The organism is Streptomyces sp. NPDC044044, assembly GCF_056434405.1.
In genome coordinates, this window is the sequence record NZ_JBWKFG010000001.1 from 770,289 (window position 1) to 790,369 (window position 20,081).

Annotated in this window: 24 protein-coding genes; 14 read left to right on the forward strand and 10 right to left on the reverse strand. The window is 70.9% G+C overall.

Annotation, left to right across the window (positions count from 1 at the left end; genetic code table 11):
* Window positions 1-329: 329 nt before the first annotated feature.
* The 3 genes from AC07AG_RS03690 (at window position 330) to AC07AG_RS03700 (ending at window position 2,847) form a co-directional block, all read left to right on the forward strand.
* Window positions 330-1,679: a TolB family protein gene (locus AC07AG_RS03690; RefSeq protein ID WP_478751445.1), complete on the forward strand. Its 1,350-nt coding sequence runs from the start codon at window positions 330-332 to the stop codon at window positions 1,677-1,679.
* 125 nt (window positions 1,680-1,804) lie between these two features.
* Window positions 1,805-2,077 carry a PadR family transcriptional regulator gene (locus tag AC07AG_RS03695; protein ID WP_478751447.1) on the forward strand — a complete coding sequence of 91 codons (273 nt, stop codon included), beginning with the start codon at window positions 1,805-1,807 and terminating at the stop codon, window positions 2,075-2,077.
* Complete coding sequence (locus tag AC07AG_RS03700; RefSeq protein WP_478751449.1) at window positions 2,074-2,847, forward strand: hypothetical protein; 774 nt, start codon at window positions 2,074-2,076, stop codon at window positions 2,845-2,847. Before AC07AG_RS03695 ends, AC07AG_RS03700 begins: the two co-directional genes overlap by 4 nt.
* 126 nt (window positions 2,848-2,973) lie before the next feature.
* On the opposite strand, the gene AC07AG_RS03705 is transcribed toward AC07AG_RS03700, so the two are convergent.
* The 3 genes from AC07AG_RS03705 to AC07AG_RS03715 all read right to left on the reverse strand — a co-directional run bounded on the left by AC07AG_RS03705 (window position 2,974) and on the right by AC07AG_RS03715 (window position 4,729).
* Window positions 2,974-3,438, reverse strand: a complete 465-nt coding sequence (locus AC07AG_RS03705) for a hemerythrin domain-containing protein (RefSeq protein ID WP_478751451.1) — start codon at window positions 3,436-3,438, stop codon at window positions 2,974-2,976.
* 69 nt (window positions 3,439-3,507) lie between these two features.
* The gene (locus AC07AG_RS03710; protein ID WP_478751453.1) at window positions 3,508-3,900 is read right to left on the reverse strand and encodes a TOBE domain-containing protein; all 393 of its coding nucleotides are present in this window, start codon (window positions 3,898-3,900) and stop codon (window positions 3,508-3,510) included.
* Window positions 3,901-4,339: 439 nt separating this feature from the next.
* Complete coding sequence (locus AC07AG_RS03715) at window positions 4,340-4,729, reverse strand: hypothetical protein (RefSeq protein ID WP_478751455.1); 390 nt, start codon at window positions 4,727-4,729, stop codon at window positions 4,340-4,342.
* Between AC07AG_RS03715 and AC07AG_RS03720 the strand changes: the two genes are divergently transcribed.
* Both AC07AG_RS03720 and AC07AG_RS03725 read left to right on the forward strand, forming a co-directional pair.
* On the forward strand, window positions 4,722-5,915 hold the full coding sequence (locus AC07AG_RS03720; protein ID WP_478751457.1) for a thioredoxin family protein: 1,194 nt from the start codon (window positions 4,722-4,724) through the stop codon (window positions 5,913-5,915). The genes AC07AG_RS03715 and AC07AG_RS03720 overlap by 8 nt on opposite strands.
* Before the next feature lie 145 nt (window positions 5,916-6,060).
* A complete protein-coding gene (locus AC07AG_RS03725; protein ID WP_478751459.1) occupies window positions 6,061-6,477 on the forward strand; it encodes a TOBE domain-containing protein in 417 nt (138 codons plus the stop codon).
* 70 nt (window positions 6,478-6,547) lie between these two features.
* Here the strand turns inward: AC07AG_RS03725 and AC07AG_RS03730 are convergent, their stop codons facing one another.
* Together AC07AG_RS03730 and AC07AG_RS03735 are read right to left on the reverse strand one after the other, a co-directional pair.
* Complete coding sequence (locus AC07AG_RS03730; protein WP_478751460.1) at window positions 6,548-7,345, reverse strand: NAD(P)-binding domain-containing protein; 798 nt, start codon at window positions 7,343-7,345, stop codon at window positions 6,548-6,550.
* A complete protein-coding gene (locus AC07AG_RS03735) occupies window positions 7,342-8,343 on the reverse strand; it encodes an alpha/beta hydrolase (RefSeq protein WP_478751461.1) in 1,002 nt (333 codons plus the stop codon). Before AC07AG_RS03735 ends, AC07AG_RS03730 begins: the two co-directional genes overlap by 4 nt.
* Before the next feature lie 76 nt (window positions 8,344-8,419).
* Here AC07AG_RS03735 and AC07AG_RS03740 point away from each other — a divergent pair, with 76 nt between their 5' ends.
* Window positions 8,420-8,995, forward strand: coding sequence for a TetR/AcrR family transcriptional regulator (locus tag AC07AG_RS03740; protein ID WP_478751463.1), 576 nt, complete (start codon window positions 8,420-8,422; stop codon window positions 8,993-8,995).
* A gap of 64 nt (window positions 8,996-9,059) precedes the next feature.
* Here AC07AG_RS03740 and AC07AG_RS03745 read toward each other — a convergent pair whose 3' ends face one another.
* Window positions 9,060-9,272 (reverse strand): hypothetical protein, encoded by a 213-nt coding sequence (locus AC07AG_RS03745; protein WP_478751465.1) that lies wholly within the window; start codon window positions 9,270-9,272, stop codon window positions 9,060-9,062.
* A gap of 162 nt (window positions 9,273-9,434) precedes the next feature.
* Between AC07AG_RS03745 and AC07AG_RS03750 the strand changes: the two genes are divergently transcribed.
* The gene (locus AC07AG_RS03750) at window positions 9,435-10,628 is read left to right on the forward strand and encodes a hypothetical protein (RefSeq protein WP_478751467.1); all 1,194 of its coding nucleotides are present in this window, start codon (window positions 9,435-9,437) and stop codon (window positions 10,626-10,628) included.
* 27 nt (window positions 10,629-10,655) lie between these two features.
* Here AC07AG_RS03750 and AC07AG_RS03755 read toward each other — a convergent pair whose 3' ends face one another.
* A complete protein-coding gene (locus tag AC07AG_RS03755) occupies window positions 10,656-11,267 on the reverse strand; it encodes a dihydrofolate reductase family protein (protein ID WP_478751469.1) in 612 nt (203 codons plus the stop codon).
* A 257-nt stretch (window positions 11,268-11,524) separates the two neighbouring features.
* Between AC07AG_RS03755 and AC07AG_RS03760 the strand changes: the two genes are divergently transcribed.
* Complete coding sequence (locus AC07AG_RS03760) at window positions 11,525-12,676, forward strand: hypothetical protein (RefSeq protein ID WP_478751471.1); 1,152 nt, start codon at window positions 11,525-11,527, stop codon at window positions 12,674-12,676.
* A gap of 293 nt (window positions 12,677-12,969) precedes the next feature.
* Window positions 12,970-13,101 carry a hypothetical protein gene (locus AC07AG_RS03765; RefSeq protein WP_478751473.1) on the forward strand — a complete coding sequence of 44 codons (132 nt, stop codon included), beginning with the start codon at window positions 12,970-12,972 and terminating at the stop codon, window positions 13,099-13,101.
* Between the two features lie 24 nt (window positions 13,102-13,125).
* Here the strand turns inward: AC07AG_RS03765 and AC07AG_RS03770 are convergent, their stop codons facing one another.
* Window positions 13,126-14,163: a helix-turn-helix transcriptional regulator gene (locus AC07AG_RS03770; RefSeq protein ID WP_478751475.1), complete on the reverse strand. Its 1,038-nt coding sequence runs from the start codon at window positions 14,161-14,163 to the stop codon at window positions 13,126-13,128.
* A 98-nt stretch (window positions 14,164-14,261) separates the two neighbouring features.
* Between AC07AG_RS03770 and AC07AG_RS03775 the strand changes: the two genes are divergently transcribed.
* Both AC07AG_RS03775 and AC07AG_RS03780 read left to right on the forward strand, forming a co-directional pair.
* Window positions 14,262-14,870, forward strand: a complete 609-nt coding sequence (locus AC07AG_RS03775; RefSeq protein WP_478751477.1) for a DinB family protein — start codon at window positions 14,262-14,264, stop codon at window positions 14,868-14,870.
* 117 nt (window positions 14,871-14,987) lie between these two features.
* Complete coding sequence (locus AC07AG_RS03780) at window positions 14,988-16,085, forward strand: winged helix DNA-binding domain-containing protein (protein ID WP_478751479.1); 1,098 nt, start codon at window positions 14,988-14,990, stop codon at window positions 16,083-16,085.
* A gap of 31 nt (window positions 16,086-16,116) precedes the next feature.
* On the opposite strand, the gene AC07AG_RS03785 is transcribed toward AC07AG_RS03780, so the two are convergent.
* Complete coding sequence (locus tag AC07AG_RS03785) at window positions 16,117-16,764, reverse strand: TetR/AcrR family transcriptional regulator (protein ID WP_478751481.1); 648 nt, start codon at window positions 16,762-16,764, stop codon at window positions 16,117-16,119.
* A gap of 185 nt (window positions 16,765-16,949) precedes the next feature.
* Here AC07AG_RS03785 and AC07AG_RS03790 point away from each other — a divergent pair, with 185 nt between their 5' ends.
* From AC07AG_RS03790 to AC07AG_RS03800, 3 genes are all read left to right on the forward strand, one after another.
* Entirely contained in the window at window positions 16,950-17,579 is a 630-nt protein-coding gene (locus AC07AG_RS03790; RefSeq protein WP_478751483.1) for an MSMEG_1061 family FMN-dependent PPOX-type flavoprotein, read from the forward strand.
* Window positions 17,580-17,610: 31 nt separating this feature from the next.
* Window positions 17,611-18,531 carry a PDR/VanB family oxidoreductase gene (locus AC07AG_RS03795; RefSeq protein WP_478751485.1) on the forward strand — a complete coding sequence of 307 codons (921 nt, stop codon included), beginning with the start codon at window positions 17,611-17,613 and terminating at the stop codon, window positions 18,529-18,531.
* 85 nt (window positions 18,532-18,616) lie between these two features.
* On the forward strand, window positions 18,617-19,420 hold the full coding sequence (locus tag AC07AG_RS03800; RefSeq protein WP_478751487.1) for an NAD-dependent epimerase/dehydratase family protein: 804 nt from the start codon (window positions 18,617-18,619) through the stop codon (window positions 19,418-19,420).
* Window positions 19,421-19,458: 38 nt separating this feature from the next.
* On the opposite strand, the gene AC07AG_RS03805 is transcribed toward AC07AG_RS03800, so the two are convergent.
* On the reverse strand, window positions 19,459-19,959 hold the full coding sequence (locus AC07AG_RS03805; protein WP_478751489.1) for an NUDIX hydrolase: 501 nt from the start codon (window positions 19,957-19,959) through the stop codon (window positions 19,459-19,461).
* Between the last annotated feature and the right edge of the window lie 122 nt (window positions 19,960-20,081).

Below are 20,081 nucleotides of genomic sequence, written 5' to 3' on the forward strand. Positions count from 1 at the left end.
CACTGATGCAACCGACGCATCCGCACCGCGGAGGGCACGCGACACATTGACCCCCCGGGTTCCGCGGTGTTCGCTCGCCTACGGTGCACCTGGTCATGACCGATCGCCGCAGTGGCTGATGGCCGGGGTTCCGGCGCGGGCGTGCGGCCTTCTCGACCGTCCCGCTCGCACCGGCCGGGGCAGAGTCCCCGCGAGGGCGGCGCACGGGGGACATCACACGGGGACATCACACGGGGAACGACGCGCGCTCCGGCGCGCCTTCCTTCACTTCCTCCTCCCGGGCGTGCCCGGACAGCACACGGAGATCGCTGTCGACACAGGAGGAACCGATGACCGTTCATCAGCGCGTGACGGCCGCCAGCGCCGCGCTCGCCGCCCTCTGCGCAGTGACCGTGCTTTCACCCGCGGGCGCGTCCGCCGCCGGCCCCACCTCCGCGCCGGGCACCGAGCGGGTGAGCGTCGGCGCGGCAGGAGCCGAGGGCAACGCCGCTTCCACGAACCCCGCCATCAGCGCCGACGGCCGCTACGTCGCATTCGTCTCGGCGTCCCGCAACTTGGTCGCGAACGACACGAACGGCACACCCGACGCCTTCGTACGCGATGTGCGCACCGGGAAGACGGAGCGCGTCAGCGTCAAGAGCAACGGAAAGGCGAGCCACGGCGTCGTACGGGAGATCTCGCTCAGCCCCGACGGGCGGTACGTGGTCTTCACCTCCACCGCCGACGATCTCGTGGGTGGCGACCCGAACGACCTCGACGACGTCTTCCTGCACGACCGGAGCACGGGCAAGACCCAGCGGATCAGCCCCACGGGCGCGTCCTACGACGGACTGCGCAGCAACCTGACGTACGACCCCGCCGTCAGCGGGGACGGTCGCTACGTCGCGTACGCGTCGGGTGCCGAGGATCTCGTCGCGGGGGACGCCAACAAGCGGGACGATGTCTTCCTCTACGACCGCAAGAAGAAGACCACGGAGCTTGCGCAACTCACCAACGAGGGAAAGCAGGGTGAAGGCGACGCGTTCGGCCCGGCGTTCGCGGCCGACGGCGGCGGCCGGTACCTCGCCTTCACCTCCAACGCCTTCGGCCTGGCCGGGGTGGAGGACCACTCCTCCGCGACGGACATCTACCTGCGCGACCGCGAGAAGAACACCACGGAACTCATCAGCATCCCGCACCGCTACAACCGCAAGACCCCGTCCTGGGGCGCGGCCCTCAGCGGTGACGCCCGCCAGGTGGCGTTCACCTCGACCTCCAGAGCGCTGAGTGCCGAGGGCCCGGCCCCGACCAGTTCGCACAACGTCTTCCTCTACGACCGCGAGGCGAAGCGCATGCGCCTGGTCAGCGCCGCCCCGGACGGCACACCGGCGAACGGGGACAGCGACGACGTCTCACTGAGCCGGGACGGGCGCTACGCGGCGTTCACCTCGGCGGCCACCAACCTCGACCCTGACGCGGACGGCGACAGCAGCGCGGACGTCTTCCTGCGGGACATGCAGACCGGGGAGGTGCGGCTCATCAGCGGCGAGAGCGAGCCGGTGTCCGAGGACACCGACCCAGGACCGCGGACCGGCGTCAGCGAAGAGGGTGGCGCGGTGGTCTTCGACTCCGCGGCCGGAAACCTCGTCCCTGACGACACCAACAGCGCGTCCGATGTCTTCCTGCGTCAGCTGCGCTGACGTGGAGAAGGCGGTGGGAGGAGCCCGAGCCACCGACTGTCGTACTCGACATACGGTGAGTGTGCTGCTTCACTCGTGACATGGCATCAATTCGTCTTACGCGCCCGACACTTGAGGTGATCAAAGTGTTGCTGGCGTCCTCCGCGGACGATCCGGCGTGGGGGCTGAAGATCTGCGAGGAGGCCGACCTCGGGTCCGGGACCGTGTACCCCATCCTGGAGCGTCTGGTCGACGCGGGATGGGCCACGCGGTACGAGGAGACGGGCGAGCACCCGGGGCGGCCGAAGCGGTACTACTACGAACTCACCGCCGTGGGCCAGCGTGCGGCCCGGGAAGCGAGGGAGCGCAAGCCCCGGCTCTTCGGGCTGCACACGGCGGCCGAAGGGGGAACGGCGTGAGCACCGACGAACGCCCTCCGGAGGCCGCCGGCGCCGGACCGGCCGCTGTTGTCGCCGTGCTGGCACCGGTGTTGTGCGGCGTCGTGGCAGCGACACTGCTGCTCGTCGGCTACATCCTGAAGCTGCTCGGCCTGGAACCGGCGATCACCCGGACCATGGTCATCGGCGGCTGGTTGTTCGGCGCGCTGACGGCGGCCGCGATCCTGGCCGCGGCGGTCGGCCTGCTGCTCACCGCCTTGCGCAAGGGCACGCGGGCGCTGGAGGAGGGGCCGGATGCCGCCTCTGCGGAAATGGATACCGCCCCTGCGGAATCGGATGCCGCCCGGGGCAGCAGGGCCGGACTTCGCACGGTGGACTTCGCCTCTTTCGTCGCCGGGGCCCGCAGGGCACACCTCCGGGAGGAGTGGGCCGCGGTCCTCGCCGGCGACCCAGGGAACGGCATCACCCTCTCTTCGCGCCGCAGGATGCGCTACGCCACCGGTTTCCTCTGGGCGGCACTCAGGATGCGGCTCGGCGACTTCGCCGCTCCCCTGTGGATGCCGGTGGACTGGCTCCTTTCGGTGGAGTCGCGTACGCACGGGTTCATCGCGCTGGCCGTCGGTGCGCAGATCCTGTACATCCGGCACGAGGACGGTCTGCACGCGCTGGTCACCGAGGGCTGGGGCTGGTGCGCGGGGTGCGGAATCGCGCTCCGGCTGTTCGTTGGCTGGCTCCGCAGAATTCGCGGCATCGAGCTCGCGGCGGCGTCCGGCCGGTCCAGAGACCAGTAATCAGCGGCTCACCACGACCAGCTCTCCACGACCGCTCTCCGCGACGAGGTCACCGCGACGAGGTCACCGCGACGAGGTCACCGCGACCAGGCCACCGCCACGAGGCCACCGCGACCATGGTGCCGGTCATGCCCCGGCGCACGGCGGGTGCGCCTCGCGCCAGGCCGCCATCGACAGGTTCCAGTCGTCGCCGTCGAGCGCCGTGAGCGAGGCCGGGAAGAGGCCGTCCTCCTCCTTGGCGATGTGCCGGTGCAGTTCGTCGACGGCTCCGACGAGGGTGCGTACGTCGGCGGGGTCCGCCAGGTCCAGCGCGGGCAACAGGGCTGCCAGCTCGCGGTGTTCGCGCTCCAGGCTCGCGATGTACTCCGCGTACTCGGGATCTGTGCGCATCACGGCGAACAGGCCCTTCTCCTCGCCCCGCCAGTGGGTGTCCAGCTCGCGGGCCATGACGTCCACGAGAGCGCGGGCGCGGCCCGTGTCGCTCTGCTCAAGGGCGCGGAGCGCGTCTCCCGCGGCGTCCGTGACGCGCTCGTGCTCGGCGATGAACTCCTTGATGAGAGGGATCTCTCGGCAACCGCAGTAGTGGCACATGGAGGTGTTTCTAGGCGAGGTCCCGGGACTCGGGCGGGACGCCACGCGCACAGGGCGGCGGGAGGTGTGTCAGGTCCGGTCGATATGTACGTTGGTCGACTTCACGCGGGCGGTGGCCTCCATGCCGACCTCGAGGCCCAACTCCTCCACGGCCTCCCGGGTCAGCAGCGAGACCAGGCGGTGCGGCCCGGCCTGGATCTCGACCTGGGCCGCGACGTCGCCCAGCTTCACGGCGGTCACGATGCCGGGAAAGGCGTTGCGGACCGAGGTGTAGGAGGCGTACTCCTCACCACCGTTCTGGGCGAGCTCGACCGAGAAGGCGGCCAGGTCCTTCCCGTCGACGAGGCGACGTCCGCCCTCGTCGCGCTGGGTGGTCACGCGCCCGGCATCGGCCCACCGACGTGCGGTATCCGGGCTGACGCCCAGCAGACGGGCCGCCTGCCCGATCGTGTAACGCTGCATGCCGCAAGGATAGGTGCCCGCGTCGGGGTCGGCCGACCGGCTGTCCCACCGTGTTGGGGACCTGGCCGGTCGCCATCGCCCCAGGGCCACCGGCCTCTCACGAGTGACCCTGAGTGCCTGGTGGGACCAATCCGGCGGGGGGAGGCCCTCCGAATCACACGTGGGGAGAGCGGGTACGCCGATCTCCTGACCGGAGGGCGCTCCTCATGCTCACCTTGATCTTGATAGGGCTGCTCGGAGGACTGATCACGGCCGTCTCGCCCTGCATCCTGCCCGTCCTGCCGGTCGTCTTCCTGGCCGGGGGCCCAGGGAGCGACACGCCATCGGCGGGGAAGCCCGCCGCGGACCCACAGGCGGAGACGGAGACGTCATCGGCCGCCGGTCCTGCCGACGCGGCCCGCGACACGACACCCTCACCGCCCTCGCCCCGCCGAAGTCCTCACGCATGCGCAACCGGCGTCCGTACGCGGTGGTGACGGGCCTGGTCATCAGCTTCAGCTTCTTCACGCTGCTGGGTGTGACCCTGTTGTCCGCGCTCGGTCTGCCGCAGGACATCCTGCGCTACGTGGGCCTCGCGCTCCTGGTGCTGATCGGCCTCGGCCTGATCTTCCCGCCCGTCGAGCGGCTGATGGAGAAGCCGTTCGCGCGGATCCCGCAGCGTCAGGTCAACAAGGAGGGCAGCGCCTTCGTGTTGGGCCTGGGCCTCGGGCTCCTGTACGTGCCGTGTGCCGGGCCGGTGCTTGCCGCGATCACGGTGGCGGGGGCGCGGCGCGCGGGGCGAGATCAGCGGAGACATCGTCACACTGACGGTGTCGTTCGCCGTGGGCACCGCGATCCCTCTGCTGGTCTTCGCGCTGGCGGGGCGGCGTGTGGCCGAGCGGGTGGCGGCGTTTCGCACACGGGCCCGCAAGCTGCGCATCGCCGCCGGCCTGTTGATGGTCGTCCTGGCGTTCGCGCTCGCCTTCAACGTCACCATCCAGCGTGCCCTGCCCGACTACACCTCGGCGGCGCAGAAGAAGATCGAGGACAGCGACACCGCCCGCCAGCAGCTGTCGGGGCTGTACAACAACTCCAACAAGGAGCTCTCGCGCTGCGAGGACGGTGCCGACGCGCTGCGCTCGTGCGGCAAGGCGCCTGCCATCGACGGCATCGCGAAGTGGCTCAACACCCCGGGTGGCGCGCCGGTCGACCTGGCGTCCCGGCGCGGCAAGGTCGTGCTGATCGACTTCTGGACGTACTCCTGCATCAACTGCCAGCGCAGCCTGCCGCACATCGAGGCGTGGAACGACGCGTACAAGGCGTACGGCCTTGAGGTGATCGGGGTGCACTCGCCGGAGTTCCCCTTCGAGAAGAACGCGGGCAACGTCGCCGACCAGGCGAAGAAGCTCGGCGTCACCTACCCGGTCGCCCTCGACAACGACCTGACCACCTGGGACAACTACCGCAACCGGTACTGGCCCGCCAAGTACCTCATCGACGACAAGGGCACGGTGCGGTACTTCAAGTTCGGCGAGGGCGAGTACGACCAGACCGAGGACCTCATCCGCACCCTCCTGAAGCAGGCGGACCCGCAGGTGCAACTGCCGCCCAAGACGGGCCAGAAGGCCGACGAGCTGACCGAGGACCGCACGCCGGAGACCTACCTCAGCAACCTGCGCATCCGCGGCTACGTCGGCACCCCGCTCGTCGACGACAAGGCGACCGCCTACCGCTTCCCGGCCGACATCCCCCTCAACTCCCTCTCCCTGGACGGCGTCTGGACCGCCGGGTACGACCACTTCACCGCGGGTGAGGACGCCAGGCCGGCCTTCACCTATCGCGCCAAGAACGTCAACCTGGTGATGGCAGGGGAAGGGCCCGTGACGGTCCTCGTCGACGGCAAGGTCACCAAGACGGTGCAGGTGCACGGCACCCCGTCCTTGTACTCCCTCGTCGACGGCGACACCCCGGCCCAGGCGAGACTCGAACTGCGTGTGGCCCCCGGCGTCCAGGGCTACGCCTTCACCTTCGGATAGGCCGCCATCTGCCAGGCGCAGCGGGGGGACGGCCTTGCGGATGCGACACGCTCCGCTCCGGTGCCGATTCAGGGCATTAACGTGTGAATCACCACAGGCACACAGCCTGACAAAACCCACCCATTTCCCTGTGAGGCATCTCTTCATGAGCCTGAGCATCCGCAACCAGATCGCAGGCACCGTCACCGCCGTCACCCCGGGCGAGGTCATGGCGACCGTCAAGGTCCGTCTCGACGGCGGTCAGGACGTCACCGCCGCGATCACCCTGGAGGCCGTCAAGGAGCTCGGTCTCGCCGAGGGCTCCGCGGTCAAGGCCCTCGTGAAGTCCACGGAGGTCTCCCTGGCGACGGGCCCGGTCGAGGGTCTGTCCATTCGCAACCAGATTCCCGGCACCATCACCGACGTCGCCACCGGTGGCGCCATGGCTTCCGTGAAGGTCTCCGTCCGGGGCGGCGAACTGACCGCCGCCATCACCAAGGACGCCGTCGCCGACCTGAAGCTGGCCTCCGGCTCCTCCGTCGTCGCGCTGATCAAGTCGACCGAGATCTCCCTGTCCGTCTGATCCCGGCGCCACCCGACAGCGAGAGGGCCTCACCAGCCGATGGGCGGTGGGGCCATCGCCGCACCGGCTGCTACAGGTCGGTGAGCAGGCCGTCGAGGGCCTTGTCGAGGGCTTGGGAGTTGGCCGCGTCGAACCAAGTGGTGCGGATTCTTTCGTTGTTGCCTTTCGGGGTCTCGTGGTCGGCGGCGAGCTGGTGCAGGGAGCGGGTCTCGTCGCTCAGGGCGCGGCCCACGCCCTGGAAGAGTCCGCGGACGTAGCGGTCGGCGTCGGCGGGGGCGACGCCCTGGCCGACGGCCCACGATGTGAGTGCGGCGAGGTACGCGTAGTGGGTGGTCAGCGTCCCCGTCAGCGTGGAGAAGACGTTGAAGGCCGCCTCGTCCGCGACCGGCTGCGCCCCGCCCAGCCGCTCGAAGAGCGCGTCCGTCACCGGGTGGGACGGGAACGTCACCGTGACGGAGCGGCGCTCGCGTGCGGAGGGCAGGGGGATGGCTCGTACCAGCACGGCGTCGGTGCCGAGCATGTGGCGCAGGTCGTCGTTGGCGACGCCGGACATCACGTTGACCACGATCTTGTCGTCGTCCACCCGCAGGCCGGGCAGCGCTTCGTGCCGGTCCTGTCCGCGTACGGCGATGATCACCACGTCGGAGCGGTCCACCACCTCCTGGTTGTCGGCGCAGACCTGAACGCCTTCGTAGCGCGAGGACAGCTCCGCGGCCGTGCGGGCGCCTCGCGGGGAGAGGAACACCTCTGGCGACTTGTCGACTTCATCGCACAGGCCCACCACCATGGCCCGGCCGATCTCGCCAACTCCGATGATGCCGATGCGCTTCACTGCGTCTTCCTCCAAGAGTGCGGGCGATTCGCTCATGACGTGCCTTCGTCGTCAGAGTGTTTCGCTTCCGGTCGCGGGGCGAGGCAGGCTCGGAGAAACTCGAAGATCTCCGCCCTCGCGGCCTCGGCCTGCGGCGCCAAGCCCGGCGTACTGAGGAACGCGTGCCCCGCTTCGGGGTATTCGGTGAGACGCGCGGGCGTCCCGGCCGCGTGCAGTCGTTCGGCGTAGCGGCGGCCGTGATCGGCCAGTGGGTCGTGGGTCGGCACCACGACGAGCGCCGGTGCGAGACCGTTCAGGTGGTCGGCGCACAGGGGCGAGAGCGCGCGCGGGTCGGTTCCCGGCGGCACGGCGAGCCGCTGGAACAGCTGCAGTTGCGGCACGGCGAGGGTCGGGGTGCGGGCGTGCTCCCTGACCGAGGCGTGGTCGAGCATCCTCTCGGTCACATCGACGGCGGGGTTGACCAGCACCTGCGCCCGAAGGTGCAAGCCGGTCCCGTTGGCCCGGATCGCCGCCAGGGCGTTGATCAGTCCGCCGCAGCTCTCGCCGAAGACCGCGATCCGCGCCGGGTCGATGCCCCACTGCGCGGAACGGCGCGCCAGGTGCTGGAGTACGTCCCAGCCGTCGTCGACGGCGGCCGCCAGTGAATGGTCGGGGTCGAGGAGCCGGTGCTCGACCGATACGACGACTGCGGGCAGTTGGGCGGCCAGGTGACTGTTGACCCAGTCGCTCTGCACCGCCGTGCCCACGAACCCTCCTCCGTGCACGTGGAGCACGAGGGGCAGGTCTGGTTGACCGGCGTCTTCGCCGCTGCGCCCGTGCGACGGCCGGTGGACCCGGACCGGGATCTCACGGCCGGGCAGCGCCACGTGCTGCCAGTCGATCGAGGCGCCGGGATCAGGATCTCCGAGGATCGCCCGGGCCGTGGCGGAGGCCCGGAAGCGGTTCTCCGCGCCGCGGTAGGCGACCAGCTCCTCGGCCGTCATCGTTGCCCAGTCCGGCTCAGGCGGTCGGCCCGTAGTCGTGACCTCACTCATGCCTTCTCCTCGTCCAGATAATTACGCGACTTCAGGTATCGAAACCTAAGGTAGCGAAACCAGGTAGCGTGTGGCTATGCCATCGCCCACATCCGCCAGACCGCCCGGTCGCCCGCGTACCGGCGTCAACGAAGTGGTCTTCGCCGCTACCCTGAGCACGGTCCACGAGCTCGGCTACGCGCGCGCAACCGTCGAACGCATCGCTGTCGAGGCCGGGATCGCGAAGTCGACGGTCTACCGGCGCTGGCCGTCGAAGGGCGCGCTGATCGTGGACTGTCTCCTGGACGCCTTCGGCCCGGCGCCGCTGACGGGCGCCGGCCGGGCCGAACTCATGTCCTCGACCATCCGCTGGGTCGCGGCGAAGGTCGGCGAGCCGGGGGTGGGCGACGCGTTCGCCGGCGTGTTCAGCGATGCCGTGAGCGACCCTGCCCTGCGCGAGATCCTGTCCACGCGGTTGCAGGACCCGTACCGACTCGCGCTCCAGGACGCGCTCGGTGAGCCGGAGCACCGGGTCCTGTTCTTCATCGACGTCGTGGTCGGAGTCCTGCTCCACCGGATGGGCATGACAGGCGAGCCGATGGCCGACGCGGACGTCGATGCACTGGTCGAGATGGTGTTGTCGCATTTCGCCGGCGATTCCGGCCCGGCTTAGAGCTCGCAGGGGATGGGTGGGGCCTGCCGGAGCGCAGACACGAAGGAGGCGGGCAGCCGCGCGTTCAAGCCGCTTCGTAGTGGTGGGCGCGGCCGCCCCGCCACTTCACCCATGCCGCGTCGTCGAGCAGTACCTCGGCGTCCGGCAGCCCGGCCCGGCGCAGGAACTCGATCACGTCCGCATCCGAGTGCGCGAGGCCGAGGATCTCGCCGCGTGCCGTCACCCTGCGCCCGCCCGTGGGCGAGAGCGCGTGGACGACTATCGGCGCGGTCTGCATGTCTCCAGGGTGCTCCCTGTTGCTCGCTCAAGCACCCCGAGCGCCTGGCCGAAGGGCCGGAGCACGTGCGGTGCGGGTCCTCCGGGTAGGCTGCCCGCTCGCTGAGAGCGACAAGGGGGAGCGGTCATTCGCGGAGTTGTGGGAATCAGGCGCAAGGGAGCGGTGGCCGTCGTCGCGCTGGCCGCTGTGCTCATGGCCGCGGGGTGTGGCACGGAATCCGGGCCGAACGGCTCCCGGACCACGGGCACCGGCGGCGGGGTCGACAGGGCGAAGGACCCTGCGGGGGCGCTGACTTGGGAGTTCGAGCACATCGCGGACTTCAGCGGAGAGCTCACCGACGTCGCCGCCCTGGCCGAGGACGACATCTGGGCGGTCGGGACCGAGAACAACGGTGAGTCCAACGCCCACCTGCTGCACTACGACGGTAGGCGGTGGAAGCGCGAGCCCCTTCCCCAAGCTCTCGGCGCCGGTGTCCATCCGCCGTTGCTCGAAGAGGTCGGTGAGGAAGAACTGTGGCTGCGGCCGCAGACCTCCGAGGACAGTGCGGCCTTGCGCCGCTGGGCGCGGTGGGACGGCACCCGCTGGTCAGCGGTGCCGAACCCCCCGCCGGGCAGTCCCGGTGACTTCGAGGGCGCGGATCCGAACAACATCTGGGCCCTGGACAGCGAGCGGACCGCCCAGCGCTGGGACGGAGCCCGCTGGACCACGACCCGGCTGCCCCATGGCGCCGCAGACCTGGCCGTGGTGGGACCGGACGACGTCTGGGCGGTCGGCAGCCGCTCGACCGGGCCGGGCACCGAGATGGAGGGCGGCGAGAGTTACAGCCAGCCCGCGTCGATGCACTGGGACGGCACGTCCTGGAAGGCGGTGGAGACCCCGCAGGCCCGCTTCGAGGAGCCGCTCCCGCCGGAGCCCGGCGCGGCCCTCGGCCAGGTCTTCGCGCTCGAAAGCGGCGAAGTGCGCGCGTACGGCAGCAACTCCTTCAACCACGGTGAGGTCGAGAACGAACCCGCGGACGAGTTCATCCGGCTGCGCCGGGACGGCTCGAAGTGGGTCGAGCAGGAGGAGGCGCCCGGCGGGTGCGCCCTGCGGACCCCGGTGGGTCAGGACGACGAGGGTCTGTTCCTCGACGGGAACTGGTACGTCACCGACGACAACCGCTGCGTGAAGATCAAGCGCCACCGCCTGCCCCTGTCGACCGGCGCCCGCAAGGAGTCCAACCAGTCGCTGTGGCTGAAGGACATCCACCGGGTGCCGGGCACCGACGAGTGGCTTGGCGCCGGACACGTCCAGGTCAACCAGTCCGGCGACCCCTTCGGCGCCCCCGTCGTCGTACGTCTGAAGCGCGGCGGCTGATACCCCTGCCGCCCCGCGCGGAAATGCCTACGCGCCTTCCCCGTACGTTCCGTACTCCGGACGTCCCGTCGATTCGTAGACGTGAATCGCCAGTCCGCCCGGAGTCGTCTCGTTGCTCAGGAGCCGCAGTCCGGCGGGAGCGCCGCCGTCCGGGAGCAGGCGGCGGCCTGAGCCCACGATGACGGGGGCGATCGCGAGCCGCAGCTCGTCGATCAGGCCTGCGGCCAGCAGGGACTGGCCGAGCCGGCCGCTGCCGTGGATCTGCAGTTCGCGGCCGGGCCGCCGCTTCACCTCGGCGACCTGGGCGGGGATGTCGCCGGACAGGATCGTGGTCGGGTCCCACTCGGCCGTGGTCAGGCTCTGGGACGCGACGTATTTGGGCAGGCCGTTCAAGATGCGGGCGAACGGGTGCTCGGTCATCTTGGGCCAGTCCCGTGCGAAGTTCAGATACGTGCGGCGGCCGAACAGGAGGGCGTCCGCCTCGCCGAGCCAGGTGCCCGCCACCCGTTCGAACTCCTCGTCCAGGTGCGGTACGAACCAGCCGCCCCGGGTGAACCCGTCGCTGGTGTCCTCGTCCGGCGCCCCCGGGCCTTGGTACACGCCGTCCAGGGACAGGAACTCCTGCAGCACCAACCTCATCGCGCACCACTTTCCGGCCGGGGGGCGTGTCCGATTCGCCCTCTCTTCAGCCATCGTGACACCGTTTCCGGTTCGCGGTGAGCTCGTTGGGCCCTGAAGCCGCCCCCCTTGTTTGACCTGTGATGGCCGGATCGGAGCGGCTTGATGCCTCTACGTACCGTCCGTCCGGCGTGGTGGAGCCGTGGGCGGGGTACCGCTTCCCTCGCCAGGTCCACGAGCCATACTGGTCGGGCCCCGACCACTCACAGAACGATTTCATGGCCAAGAAAAGCAGCACCTCGACCACCGTCCCCGACACCGCGTGGCTGGGGCGCGGGCGCCACCTCGGGCCCGAGCCCGAGCAGGACGTCCGGCGCAACCTGATCGCCCTCAAGGCGGCCGGGGTGCTCGACGACTTCCTGGACCTCGACCCCGTCGAGGCGGCGCGCTCCACTGTCCTGCACCCGCGGGACGAGTCCGCCGACCCCGGCCCCTCGGCCCGCCGCCTCTTCGAGGCCCGCTGGCGCGTGGCCGACGACGTCACGGTGCGCGCGCAGCTGACCCTGTACGACCCCGAGGCCCGCCGCAAGGAGGGCGAGGGCGTCACCTGGGTCCTCGCCGCCGAGGCGGAGCGGGCGTGGGACGCGCACTGGCCCTCGCCTGCCCTCATGTTCTGGCCCGACAGCGACCGGGTCGCCTGGGACCACGACACGGTGGGGGGCGTGCGCCTGCGGAAGGCGAACCACCTGCCCAAGGACGACGACGAGCTGCGCCACCTGCTGCGGGACTGCACCCGGCAGAGCTGGTACATCCATGTCGTGGTGCACGAGGCGATGACGCCGGACGCGATCGGGCAGCAGCCGATCTCGATGTTCCTGCCGCCGAGCCTGCGTCACCGGGTGATCGAGCACCGGGGCACGCCGGAGCAGGCACAGATCGCCGACTTCGCGATGAAGCGGGAGCTGAGCGTGCGGATGCCGCGCGGCGGCGCCGTCGTCCTGCCCACGGCGCCGCAGAGCCCGGACTACGACGCGGAGCGTTTCACCGTGCGCAGCGTCTTCCTCGACGGTTCGGAACCGACCGAACTCCTCGACAGGATCAAGGAGTTCGCCGTACTGCCGCGACCGCTGCCGGCGGAGGCCGAGCGGGCCCTGACCCAGCTGCGCCAGGGCTGGCATCTGCTCACGCCGGACGAGGAACTGGCCCACGCCCAGGGCATGGTCACCAGGTACGCCGAGGCGCTCGACGCCATGACGAACTCCCGCGACCTGTACCAGCAGGCGGCCGAGGCGGCGCAGGCCGCGCTGGCCGAGGTGACCGGAGGCGACGGTGTGCCCCGGCCGGGCGCGCCGGGCCACGTCAAGGCGGACGGCTCGCCGCTGAGCGCGCTGACCAAGGCGTTCGGCCGCTTCCGGGACCCGAACAAGTAGCGCGCGCTGGCGTCAGCCCTCCGCCTTTCAGGGGCACGCCACGACCGCGGCGCGCCCTCGCGCGTCTTGTTGGCGAGCACCGGCAGAGGCGGGTCACGGGGGAACGGGACGCCGTCCATCGAGAAGGCCACGGTCGACCAGCGCGTCAGGCGGTTCTTCTGGCTTCCGTGTGACGCGGGACGCAAGCCCCCGACGCCCTGCTGGCAGCTGGTGGGGATCTGGCTGGCGGTGCTCGCCGTCGGGGCCGGGGCACGGCGACCGGCTGGGACGACGAGTTCGGCGGCTCCTGCCTCATGGCGGTGCTGCTCGTCCTGAACGCCGTCGACGACATCATCGGTGGGGTACGACACCGATGGCCCGCCGCGCTGGCCGCGGTGGTCGCCCTGTTGGCCGCGAGCCCCGGGCGCCAGGCCGAGGCGCGCTGAGGTTCCGCGCAGGAGGGTTGGGGGTCACCGTGGGAGCCGATCCGGACCGCGGGCGGCGGGCCGGGCGGGCGCGTCGGTCGCGGCGTCGGCATAGCGGCGGGCCAAGTGCGCGAAGGTGTCCTTGAGTTCGGTCGGTCCTACGACCTCGATGTCGGCGTCGAACATGCCGATGGCGGCCGCAAGGCCCGGCCAGGACCACGAGCCCAGGATGAGTCGGCAGCGGTTCGGGCCCAGTTCCTCGACGATCCCCTCGCGGGAGTAGCGGGACACCTCGGCCGCGGACAGGTCCAGGATCACCTCGCCGCGGCAGGGCCAGTCGCCCGAGCCGTCGTAGCCCTGGAACCTGCCGGCGACGAAGGCGGCCACATCGCCGCCGGGCACGTCGCGCGGGCTGAAGCGAGGCCCGGTCGGCGTACGCGGTGTGATCCGGTCCGCGCGGAACGTGCGCCAGTCCTCGCGGTCGAGGTCCCATGCGACGAGATACCAGCGCCCGCTCCAGGTGACGAGGTGGTGGGGGTGCACCCGGCGCGGCGGGGGACCGGCGCTGTCGCCGTGGTCGGCCTCGAGCGGGGAGACGGGCGTGTAGTCGAAGCGCAGCTCCTCGCAGGCGTGAACGGCGGCGGCGAGCGCCAGGAGCACGCGGCTGTCGACCTGCGGGTTCGGCCGGGTCGACGGCCGCTCGACGGCGGTCACCTGGAGGGTGTCGACACGGCGGCGCAGCCGGGCCGGCATGACCTGCCGGACGGTGGTCAGCGCACGCGCCGCGGCTTCCTCGATCCCGGCGCCGGTGGTGGTGGCGATCTGGAGTGCGACGGCCAGCGCGATGGCCTGCTCGTCGTCGAACAGCAACGGGGGCAGTTCCGTGCCCGCGTCCAGCCGGTAGCCCCCGTCGGGTCCCTTGATGGCCGCGACCGGATAGCCGAGCTCGCGCAGGCGATCGACGTCACGGCGCACGGTGCGCGGGCTGACGGCCAGTCGCTCGGCCAGCAGCGCCCCCGGCCACTCCCGGCGCGCCTGGAGCAGCGAGAGCAGTGAGAGCAGGCGCCCTGAGGTTTTCGGCATGACTTCATGGTGCCCCGAGAAGCGGCCACAACCTGACCGCTTCTCTTGCGAGAGTCGGTCGTGCCAGACACCGAGCACGACCGGAAGGCCCGATCACCGTGACCACCACGAACACGAACACGAACACGCATTCCGCGCACTCCGCGCACCCCGCGCCTCTCGACGCCGAGCGCGCCGACCTGCTCGCCGCGCTCGCCGACGCCCGGTCGGCCCTGACCAACACGGTGCGCGGACTCGGCGACGCGGAGGCGGACCGGCAGCCGACCGTCAGCGCACTGTGTCTGGGCGGTGTGATCAAGCACGTCGCGTCCATCGAGGAAGGATGGCTGCGGTTCGTCGTCGACGGCCCGTCCGCGCTGCGCTACGACCTGCCCGACGGTGTCAGCTGGGAGGACCTCGCTGCCGGTACGGCCCGCGAGTTCCCGCAGTGGGCGATCGACCACCAGAACGCCTTCCGGATGCTGCCCGGCGAGACGCTGGCCGGAATCGTCGCGCGCTACGAGGAGGTCGCCGCCCGTAGCGAGCGGGTCATCACCTCCGTACCCGACCTGTCGGCCACGCACTCGCTGCCGGAGGCGCCCTGGCACGAGCCGGGAGCCGTGCGCAGCGTGCGCGGGGTGCTGATCCACGTCATCGCCGAGACCGCGCAGCACGCGGGCCACGCGGACATCCTGCGCGAGACGCTCGACGGCCAGAAGTCGACCTGAGCGCGGAGCAAAGAGGGGTCGGCCGGGCGGTGGCCGCGTGTCGCCGCCCGGCCGGCCCGGTTCCGAGGTCCAGTACGACCCGAGGTCCACCGACCAGCACACCGCAGGAGTATCCCGATGACTGTTCTCGACACCCGCGCGCTCAACCGCGCGACGCTCGCCCGGCAGCTGCTGCTCGATCGCGCCGACGTACCCGTCCTCGACGCCGTCGCGCACCTCGGGGGGCTGCAGGCGCAGGAACCGCAGGAGCCGTTCGTCGGCCTCTGGTCGCGCCTCGACGGCTTCGACCCGGCGGAGCTCTCGGACCACCTCGTCCAGCGGCGCGTGGTGCGCACCCACCTCATGCGCCGCACCGTCCACCTCGTCACCGCCGACGACGCTCTGGCCTGGCGCGCCCGCCACGACGCGATGCTGCGCCAGCGGGTGCTCGGGGTCTACCGCAGCGAGCTCGACGGGACGGACCTCGACGAGCTCGCTGCGGCGGGCCGGGCGGTCATGGCCGACGGCGAGCCGCGCTCGATGACCGAACTCGCGCGGGCGCTCGCCGAGCGCTGGCCGACGCCGGGGCCGCGGGCACTGGGGGAGATGCTGATGGCGCTGGTCCCGATGGCGCAGCTGCCGCCGCGCGGGCTCTGGCGGACGAAGGCAGGAGTGCGCAACGCCCCGCTGTCGTCCTTGCTGGGGCGCGAGGTCGACCCGCTGTCCGCGGACGGCGCCGATCCCGTGGGGCAGGCGCTGCTCCGGCGCTACCTGGCGGCGTTCGGCCCCGCCGCCTCGGCCGACCTGCGCGCCTGGTGCGGACTCGCCGGACTGCCGGCCGCCGTCGCCGCGCTGCGCGGCGAGCTGATCAGCTTCAGGGACGAGCGGGGCAGGGAACTCCTCGACCTCCCCGACGCGCCGCGACCGGATCCCGACACCCCCGCCCCGGTGCGGTTCCTGCCGGCGTTCGACAACGCGATCCTCGGCTTCCAGGACCGCACCCGGATCATCGACGACGCCCACCGCGGCCTGTCGGTCTCCGGCGCCCGCGTCGTCCTGGTCGACGGCCGGGTCGCCGCGACCTGGACCGTCGAGGAAGGCACCGTGACGGTCACCCCGCTGGGCCGCTTCACCCGCGCCGAACGGACAGCGGTCGGGGAGGAGGGGCGGGCACTGGCGGAGTTCCTCTCCGACAAGGAGAGCTGCCGCGTGCAGATCGCGGGATCCTCGCGCTGAACGTGCCGCCGGGAAGAGGCCGGACTGTGCGTCATGCCGTACGGGGTCCCACCGGCTCGGACGGGCCGGTGAGATAGCGGTGGAGCATGGCCACGAGTTCGTCCTCGAACCGGCGCAGGTCGATGGGGTCGGGGGCCGCGATGATCTTGTGGACCACCAACTCGACCGTCGTCACGAGAAGCCGGGTGGCGGTATAGGTGTCGGTCACCCGGACCTCCGGGTGATTGGCCAGCAACTTCTCGATGTACGCGAAGCGTTCCGTCTCGTGGGCCTCCACCTTCGCGAGCAACTCGGCGGACCGGGGGGCCTGTTCCGCCATGACGCGCAGCAGCCGCGGATCGTCGAGGTGGTTGTCGATCGCGGTCCGGACGAAGAGGCGGAGGACCCCCTCCAGGGTGTCGGGCAGCTCCTGCGCCTGGGAGCGCGTGACGGCGGCTCCGCCGGAGTCGAGGTGCCGGGTCACCAGCTCGACGAGGATCGCGTCCTTGTTCGGGTAGTACTGATAGAGCGAACCGATCGAGACACGCGCCCGCTCGGCGATCCGGTTGGTGGTCCCCGCGGCATAGCCGTACTCGCCGAAAACGTGAGCAGCCGCGTCGAGGATGCGCTCACGGGTCAGCTCCGCCCGGACCTGTCGGGGCTGTTTACGTGGGGTGAGGCCGCGTCGGTCGGACGGCATGGAACCTCCTGGTCAGCACCGCAAAAGCGAGTAGCGAACGACCTGAATGATTGCTCACAATAGTGCCATGAGCTGCGGCGGAGCCGTCAGTGACGGTCGCCGTCGGGCGAGGTGCGCACAGAGCGCCGCCGACCGCCGCGACCGTCGGCCCGCCGCTCCTGCCGAACCCCCGGAAGGACCCCTTCATGACGCACGCCGCCACCCGCCCCCGGTGGGTCGCCCCGGACGAGGTCCGGGCCCGCCTGGGTGAGCCCGACGCCCTGACCGCGTCGAAGAAGACCGACCGTCTGGACAAGCACTTCCGCCGGTTCATCGCCCACTCGCCGTTTCTGACGATGGCGACGGCGGACGCCCAAGGGCGTGCCGACTGCTCGCCCCGCGGTGACTACCCGGGCTTCGTGAAAGTCCTCGACGACCACACCCTCGCCATCCCCGACCGGCCCGGCAACAAGATCGCCGACTCCTTCGGCAACCTCGCCGAGAACGACGGCATCGGACTGCTCTTCCTGATCCCTGGCATGCGCGAGACCTTGCGGGTCAACGGCCGCGCCCACGCCACCGACGACGCCGATGTCCTCGCCCGGATGGAGACGGAGGGCAGGCGACCGGTCCTGGCCGTCGTGGTCGACGTGGCAGAGGTGTACTTCCACTGCGGCCGCGCCCTCATCCGGTCCCGGCTGTGGGACCCCGCGAGCCAGTCGCTCGCCGACGAGATGCCGTCGGTCGGGGAGGTCGCCGCCGAGCAATTCGGCCTGGACATCCCCCTGGAGGAGATCGAGCGCAAGTTCCAAGACGGCTACCGCAAGCTCTACTGACCAGATGACCAGCCCCGAAGGACAACCGCCGATGACATCACCGACGCAAGCGACCGTCGTCGACCGCATCGACCACGTCGCGAAGGACGTCGTCTCCCTGACCCTGAGGGGCACCGAGGGCCCGCTCGCGCCCTGGGAGCCCGGCGCCCACGTCGACCTCCGCCTGCCCAACTGGCTCACCCGGCAGTACTCCCTGTGCGGCGACCCCGCCGAGCGGGACACCTATCGCGTCGCCGTACGCCACGAGCGCCTCAGCCGGGGCGGCTCGGAGTACGTCCACCGCTTCCTGCGCCGGGGCCGCCCTCTGACCCTCTCGACCCCGCGCAACCACTTCCCGCTGCTGCCCGCGCCGCGGTACCTGTTCCTCGCCGGCGGGATCGGCATCACCCCTGTCGTGCCGATGCTGCGGGCCGCCGCGCGTGCGGGCGTGCCCGCCGAGCTGGTGTACGTGGGACCGTCGCTCGACGCCATGCCCTTCGCCGCCGAACTGCTCGCCGAACACCGGGACTCGGTGCGCGTCGTCGCCACCCGGAGCGAGGGCAGGCCGGATCTGAAGGCGCTGGCCGCCGACCTGGACGAGGACACCCTGGTCTACTGCTGCGGTCCCGCGCCTCTGCTGGCCGCGGCGCAGGAGGTGTTCCCCGCGGGGCGGCTGCACGCGGAGCGATTCCGTCCCTCGCCCAGGACATTCGGACCCGACACCGCCTTCGAGGCCGTGTGCCGCAGATCGGGCCGTACGGTGCCGGTACCCGCCGACGAGTCGCTGCTCGACGTCCTGACCCACGCCGGGTACCCGCTGGCCGCCGGATGCCGGGAGGGCGTCTGCGGAAGCTGCGAACTCGCCGTAGTAGAGGGCGAGATCGACCACCGTGACGACATCGGCGCTCCCGCGGGCCGCATGTACCCCTGCGTGTCCCGTGCGCGGTCACCGCGCATCGTCCTGGACCTGTGATCCGCACGGAGAAGACCGCACCACCCGGCAGTGGGAGCATCACGACTTAAGGATGAACGACCGTCGAGATGCGAGGGGGAGAGCAGTGGCAATCGGAACGGTGGCCATCACGGGCGCGGCGGGGAACATCGGATCGGTGGCGCGTGAGGCACTGCGGCACGAGGCGAGCCGGTTGGTGCTGCTCGACCGTGTCCCGATCCACCCGGTGGCCGACAACGAACAGGCCCACACCGTCGACCTGCGGGACGCGGCAGCCGTGCAGTCGGCGCTCTCGGGAGTCGATCGCGTGCTCCACCTGGGCGGCGTACCGGACGAGGCCCCTCTTCCTGACCTGCTGGAAGCCAACGTGCTCGGCACCCACCACGTCCTGGAAGCCGCGAGGCGCAACGGAATCGCACGGGTGGTGCTGGCCAGCAGCAACCGTCTGACCGGCTTCTACCCCACCGGACACCTCACCGGCCCCCAGGAGCCCGCCCGCCCCGATGGCCTGTACGGGGTGAGCAAGGTGGCGCTCGAGGCCCTGGGCCAGCTGTACGCGGACAAGTTCGGGCTCTCGGTGATCTGCCTGCGTATCGGCAGCTTCGAGCAGGCGCCCACCGAGCCACGCCACCTGGCGACTTGGCTGAGCCCCCGCGACGCTGTCGGCTACATCCGGGCCGCGCTGACCGCCCCGCCCGCCACGCGCTTCACCACCGTGTACGCCGTCTCCGCCAACACCCGGCGCTTCTGGGAGCTTCCGGATGTGGCGGAGCTCGACTACACACCTCTCGACGACGCCGAATCGCACGCGGCACACATCCCGGGTGCGGACCTACCGACCGACCCCTCAGCACCGCAAGCCGGCTCCTATGCCACACCCGAGTTCACGCTGAAGCACCTTCGGCCTTGACGTACACCGCGCAGAGGTTGTGACGGCGGGTCATGCGGTCATGGGGTGTTGTTGTCGGCCACCGTGGTGAATCGTGGGTCGACGTGACCCAGCCATGCGTCTTGATCGTCAGCCAGGGGTTGCCCGAGAGGAAGCGGGCGGAACCAGCAGGCGAACGCAAGACCGGCGTCGTCCCCATCGCCGACGACGTGGTGCTCCCAGGCGTCGGCGGTGTCTGTCAGAGCCTGTAGCAGGAAGAACGTGGTCCGGCGGGGCTGACCCGTCTCGGGGTGAGGCTTGTTCTCCACGGCGATCCGCCGGACCACGGTGGCTGACAGCAGCCCCGTCTCCTCGGAGACCTCGCGAAGGACGGCTTCTTCCAGTCCCTCGCCCGGCCTGACCCCTCCCGCAGGAACCTGGGTGCCGGCATCGGGCATGTCGACGTGGTCGAACACCAGGATTTCGGGAACGGCGCGGTACCGGATCACGTAGGCGGCGACACGTGTGCGAGGCCGGGCTCCGGGCAGTCGGGGTCGGGTCATCCTGACATCGTCGGCCATCGGTGCTTTCGGTGTCACCGCAGACGGCCCGCGTTCGCGCGCACGCCCCTGAACTCCTTGGTCACCTTACGGTTACCCAGTCACCGGAAAGTGCGTTCTTCCAGGTCAGCGGCCACTCTCCT

What these genes read in the sequence shown, in the direction of transcription:
- AC07AG_RS03755 (WP_478751469.1), bottom strand. Translation starts at nt 11,267, where the DNA reads ATGAGGTTGGTGCTGCAGGAGTTCCTGTCCCTGGACGGCGTGTACCAA.
- AC07AG_RS03790 (WP_478751483.1), top strand. Translation starts at nt 16,950, where the DNA reads ATGACGCACGCCGCCACCCGCCCCCGGTGGGTCGCCCCGGACGAGGTC.
- AC07AG_RS03705 (WP_478751451.1), bottom strand. Translation starts at nt 3,438, where the DNA reads ATGTGCCACTACTGCGGTTGCCGAGAGATCCCTCTCATCAAGGAGTTC.
- AC07AG_RS03735 (WP_478751461.1), bottom strand. Translation starts at nt 8,343, where the DNA reads ATGAGTGAGGTCACGACTACGGGCCGACCGCCTGAGCCGGACTGGGCA.
- AC07AG_RS03690 (WP_478751445.1), top strand. Translation starts at nt 330, where the DNA reads ATGACCGTTCATCAGCGCGTGACGGCCGCCAGCGCCGCGCTCGCCGCC.
- AC07AG_RS03795 (WP_478751485.1), top strand. Translation starts at nt 17,611, where the DNA reads ATGACATCACCGACGCAAGCGACCGTCGTCGACCGCATCGACCACGTC.
- AC07AG_RS03770 (WP_478751475.1), bottom strand. Translation starts at nt 14,163, where the DNA reads ATGCCGAAAACCTCAGGGCGCCTGCTCTCACTGCTCTCGCTGCTCCAG.
- AC07AG_RS03785 (WP_478751481.1), bottom strand. Translation starts at nt 16,764, where the DNA reads ATGCCGTCCGACCGACGCGGCCTCACCCCACGTAAACAGCCCCGACAG.
- AC07AG_RS03765 (WP_478751473.1), top strand. Translation starts at nt 12,970, where the DNA reads ATGGCGGTGCTGCTCGTCCTGAACGCCGTCGACGACATCATCGGTGGG.
- AC07AG_RS03740 (WP_478751463.1), top strand. Translation starts at nt 8,420, where the DNA reads ATGCCATCGCCCACATCCGCCAGACCGCCCGGTCGCCCGCGTACCGGC.
- AC07AG_RS03760 (WP_478751471.1), top strand. Translation starts at nt 11,525, where the DNA reads ATGGCCAAGAAAAGCAGCACCTCGACCACCGTCCCCGACACCGCGTGG.
- AC07AG_RS03710 (WP_478751453.1), bottom strand. Translation starts at nt 3,900, where the DNA reads ATGCAGCGTTACACGATCGGGCAGGCGGCCCGTCTGCTGGGCGTCAGC.
- AC07AG_RS03780 (WP_478751479.1), top strand. Translation starts at nt 14,988, where the DNA reads ATGACTGTTCTCGACACCCGCGCGCTCAACCGCGCGACGCTCGCCCGG.
- AC07AG_RS03730 (WP_478751460.1), bottom strand. Translation starts at nt 7,345, where the DNA reads ATGAGCGAATCGCCCGCACTCTTGGAGGAAGACGCAGTGAAGCGCATC.
- AC07AG_RS03745 (WP_478751465.1), bottom strand. Translation starts at nt 9,272, where the DNA reads ATGCAGACCGCGCCGATAGTCGTCCACGCGCTCTCGCCCACGGGCGGG.
- AC07AG_RS03805 (WP_478751489.1), bottom strand. Translation starts at nt 19,959, where the DNA reads ATGGCCGACGATGTCAGGATGACCCGACCCCGACTGCCCGGAGCCCGG.
- AC07AG_RS03725 (WP_478751459.1), top strand. Translation starts at nt 6,061, where the DNA reads ATGAGCCTGAGCATCCGCAACCAGATCGCAGGCACCGTCACCGCCGTC.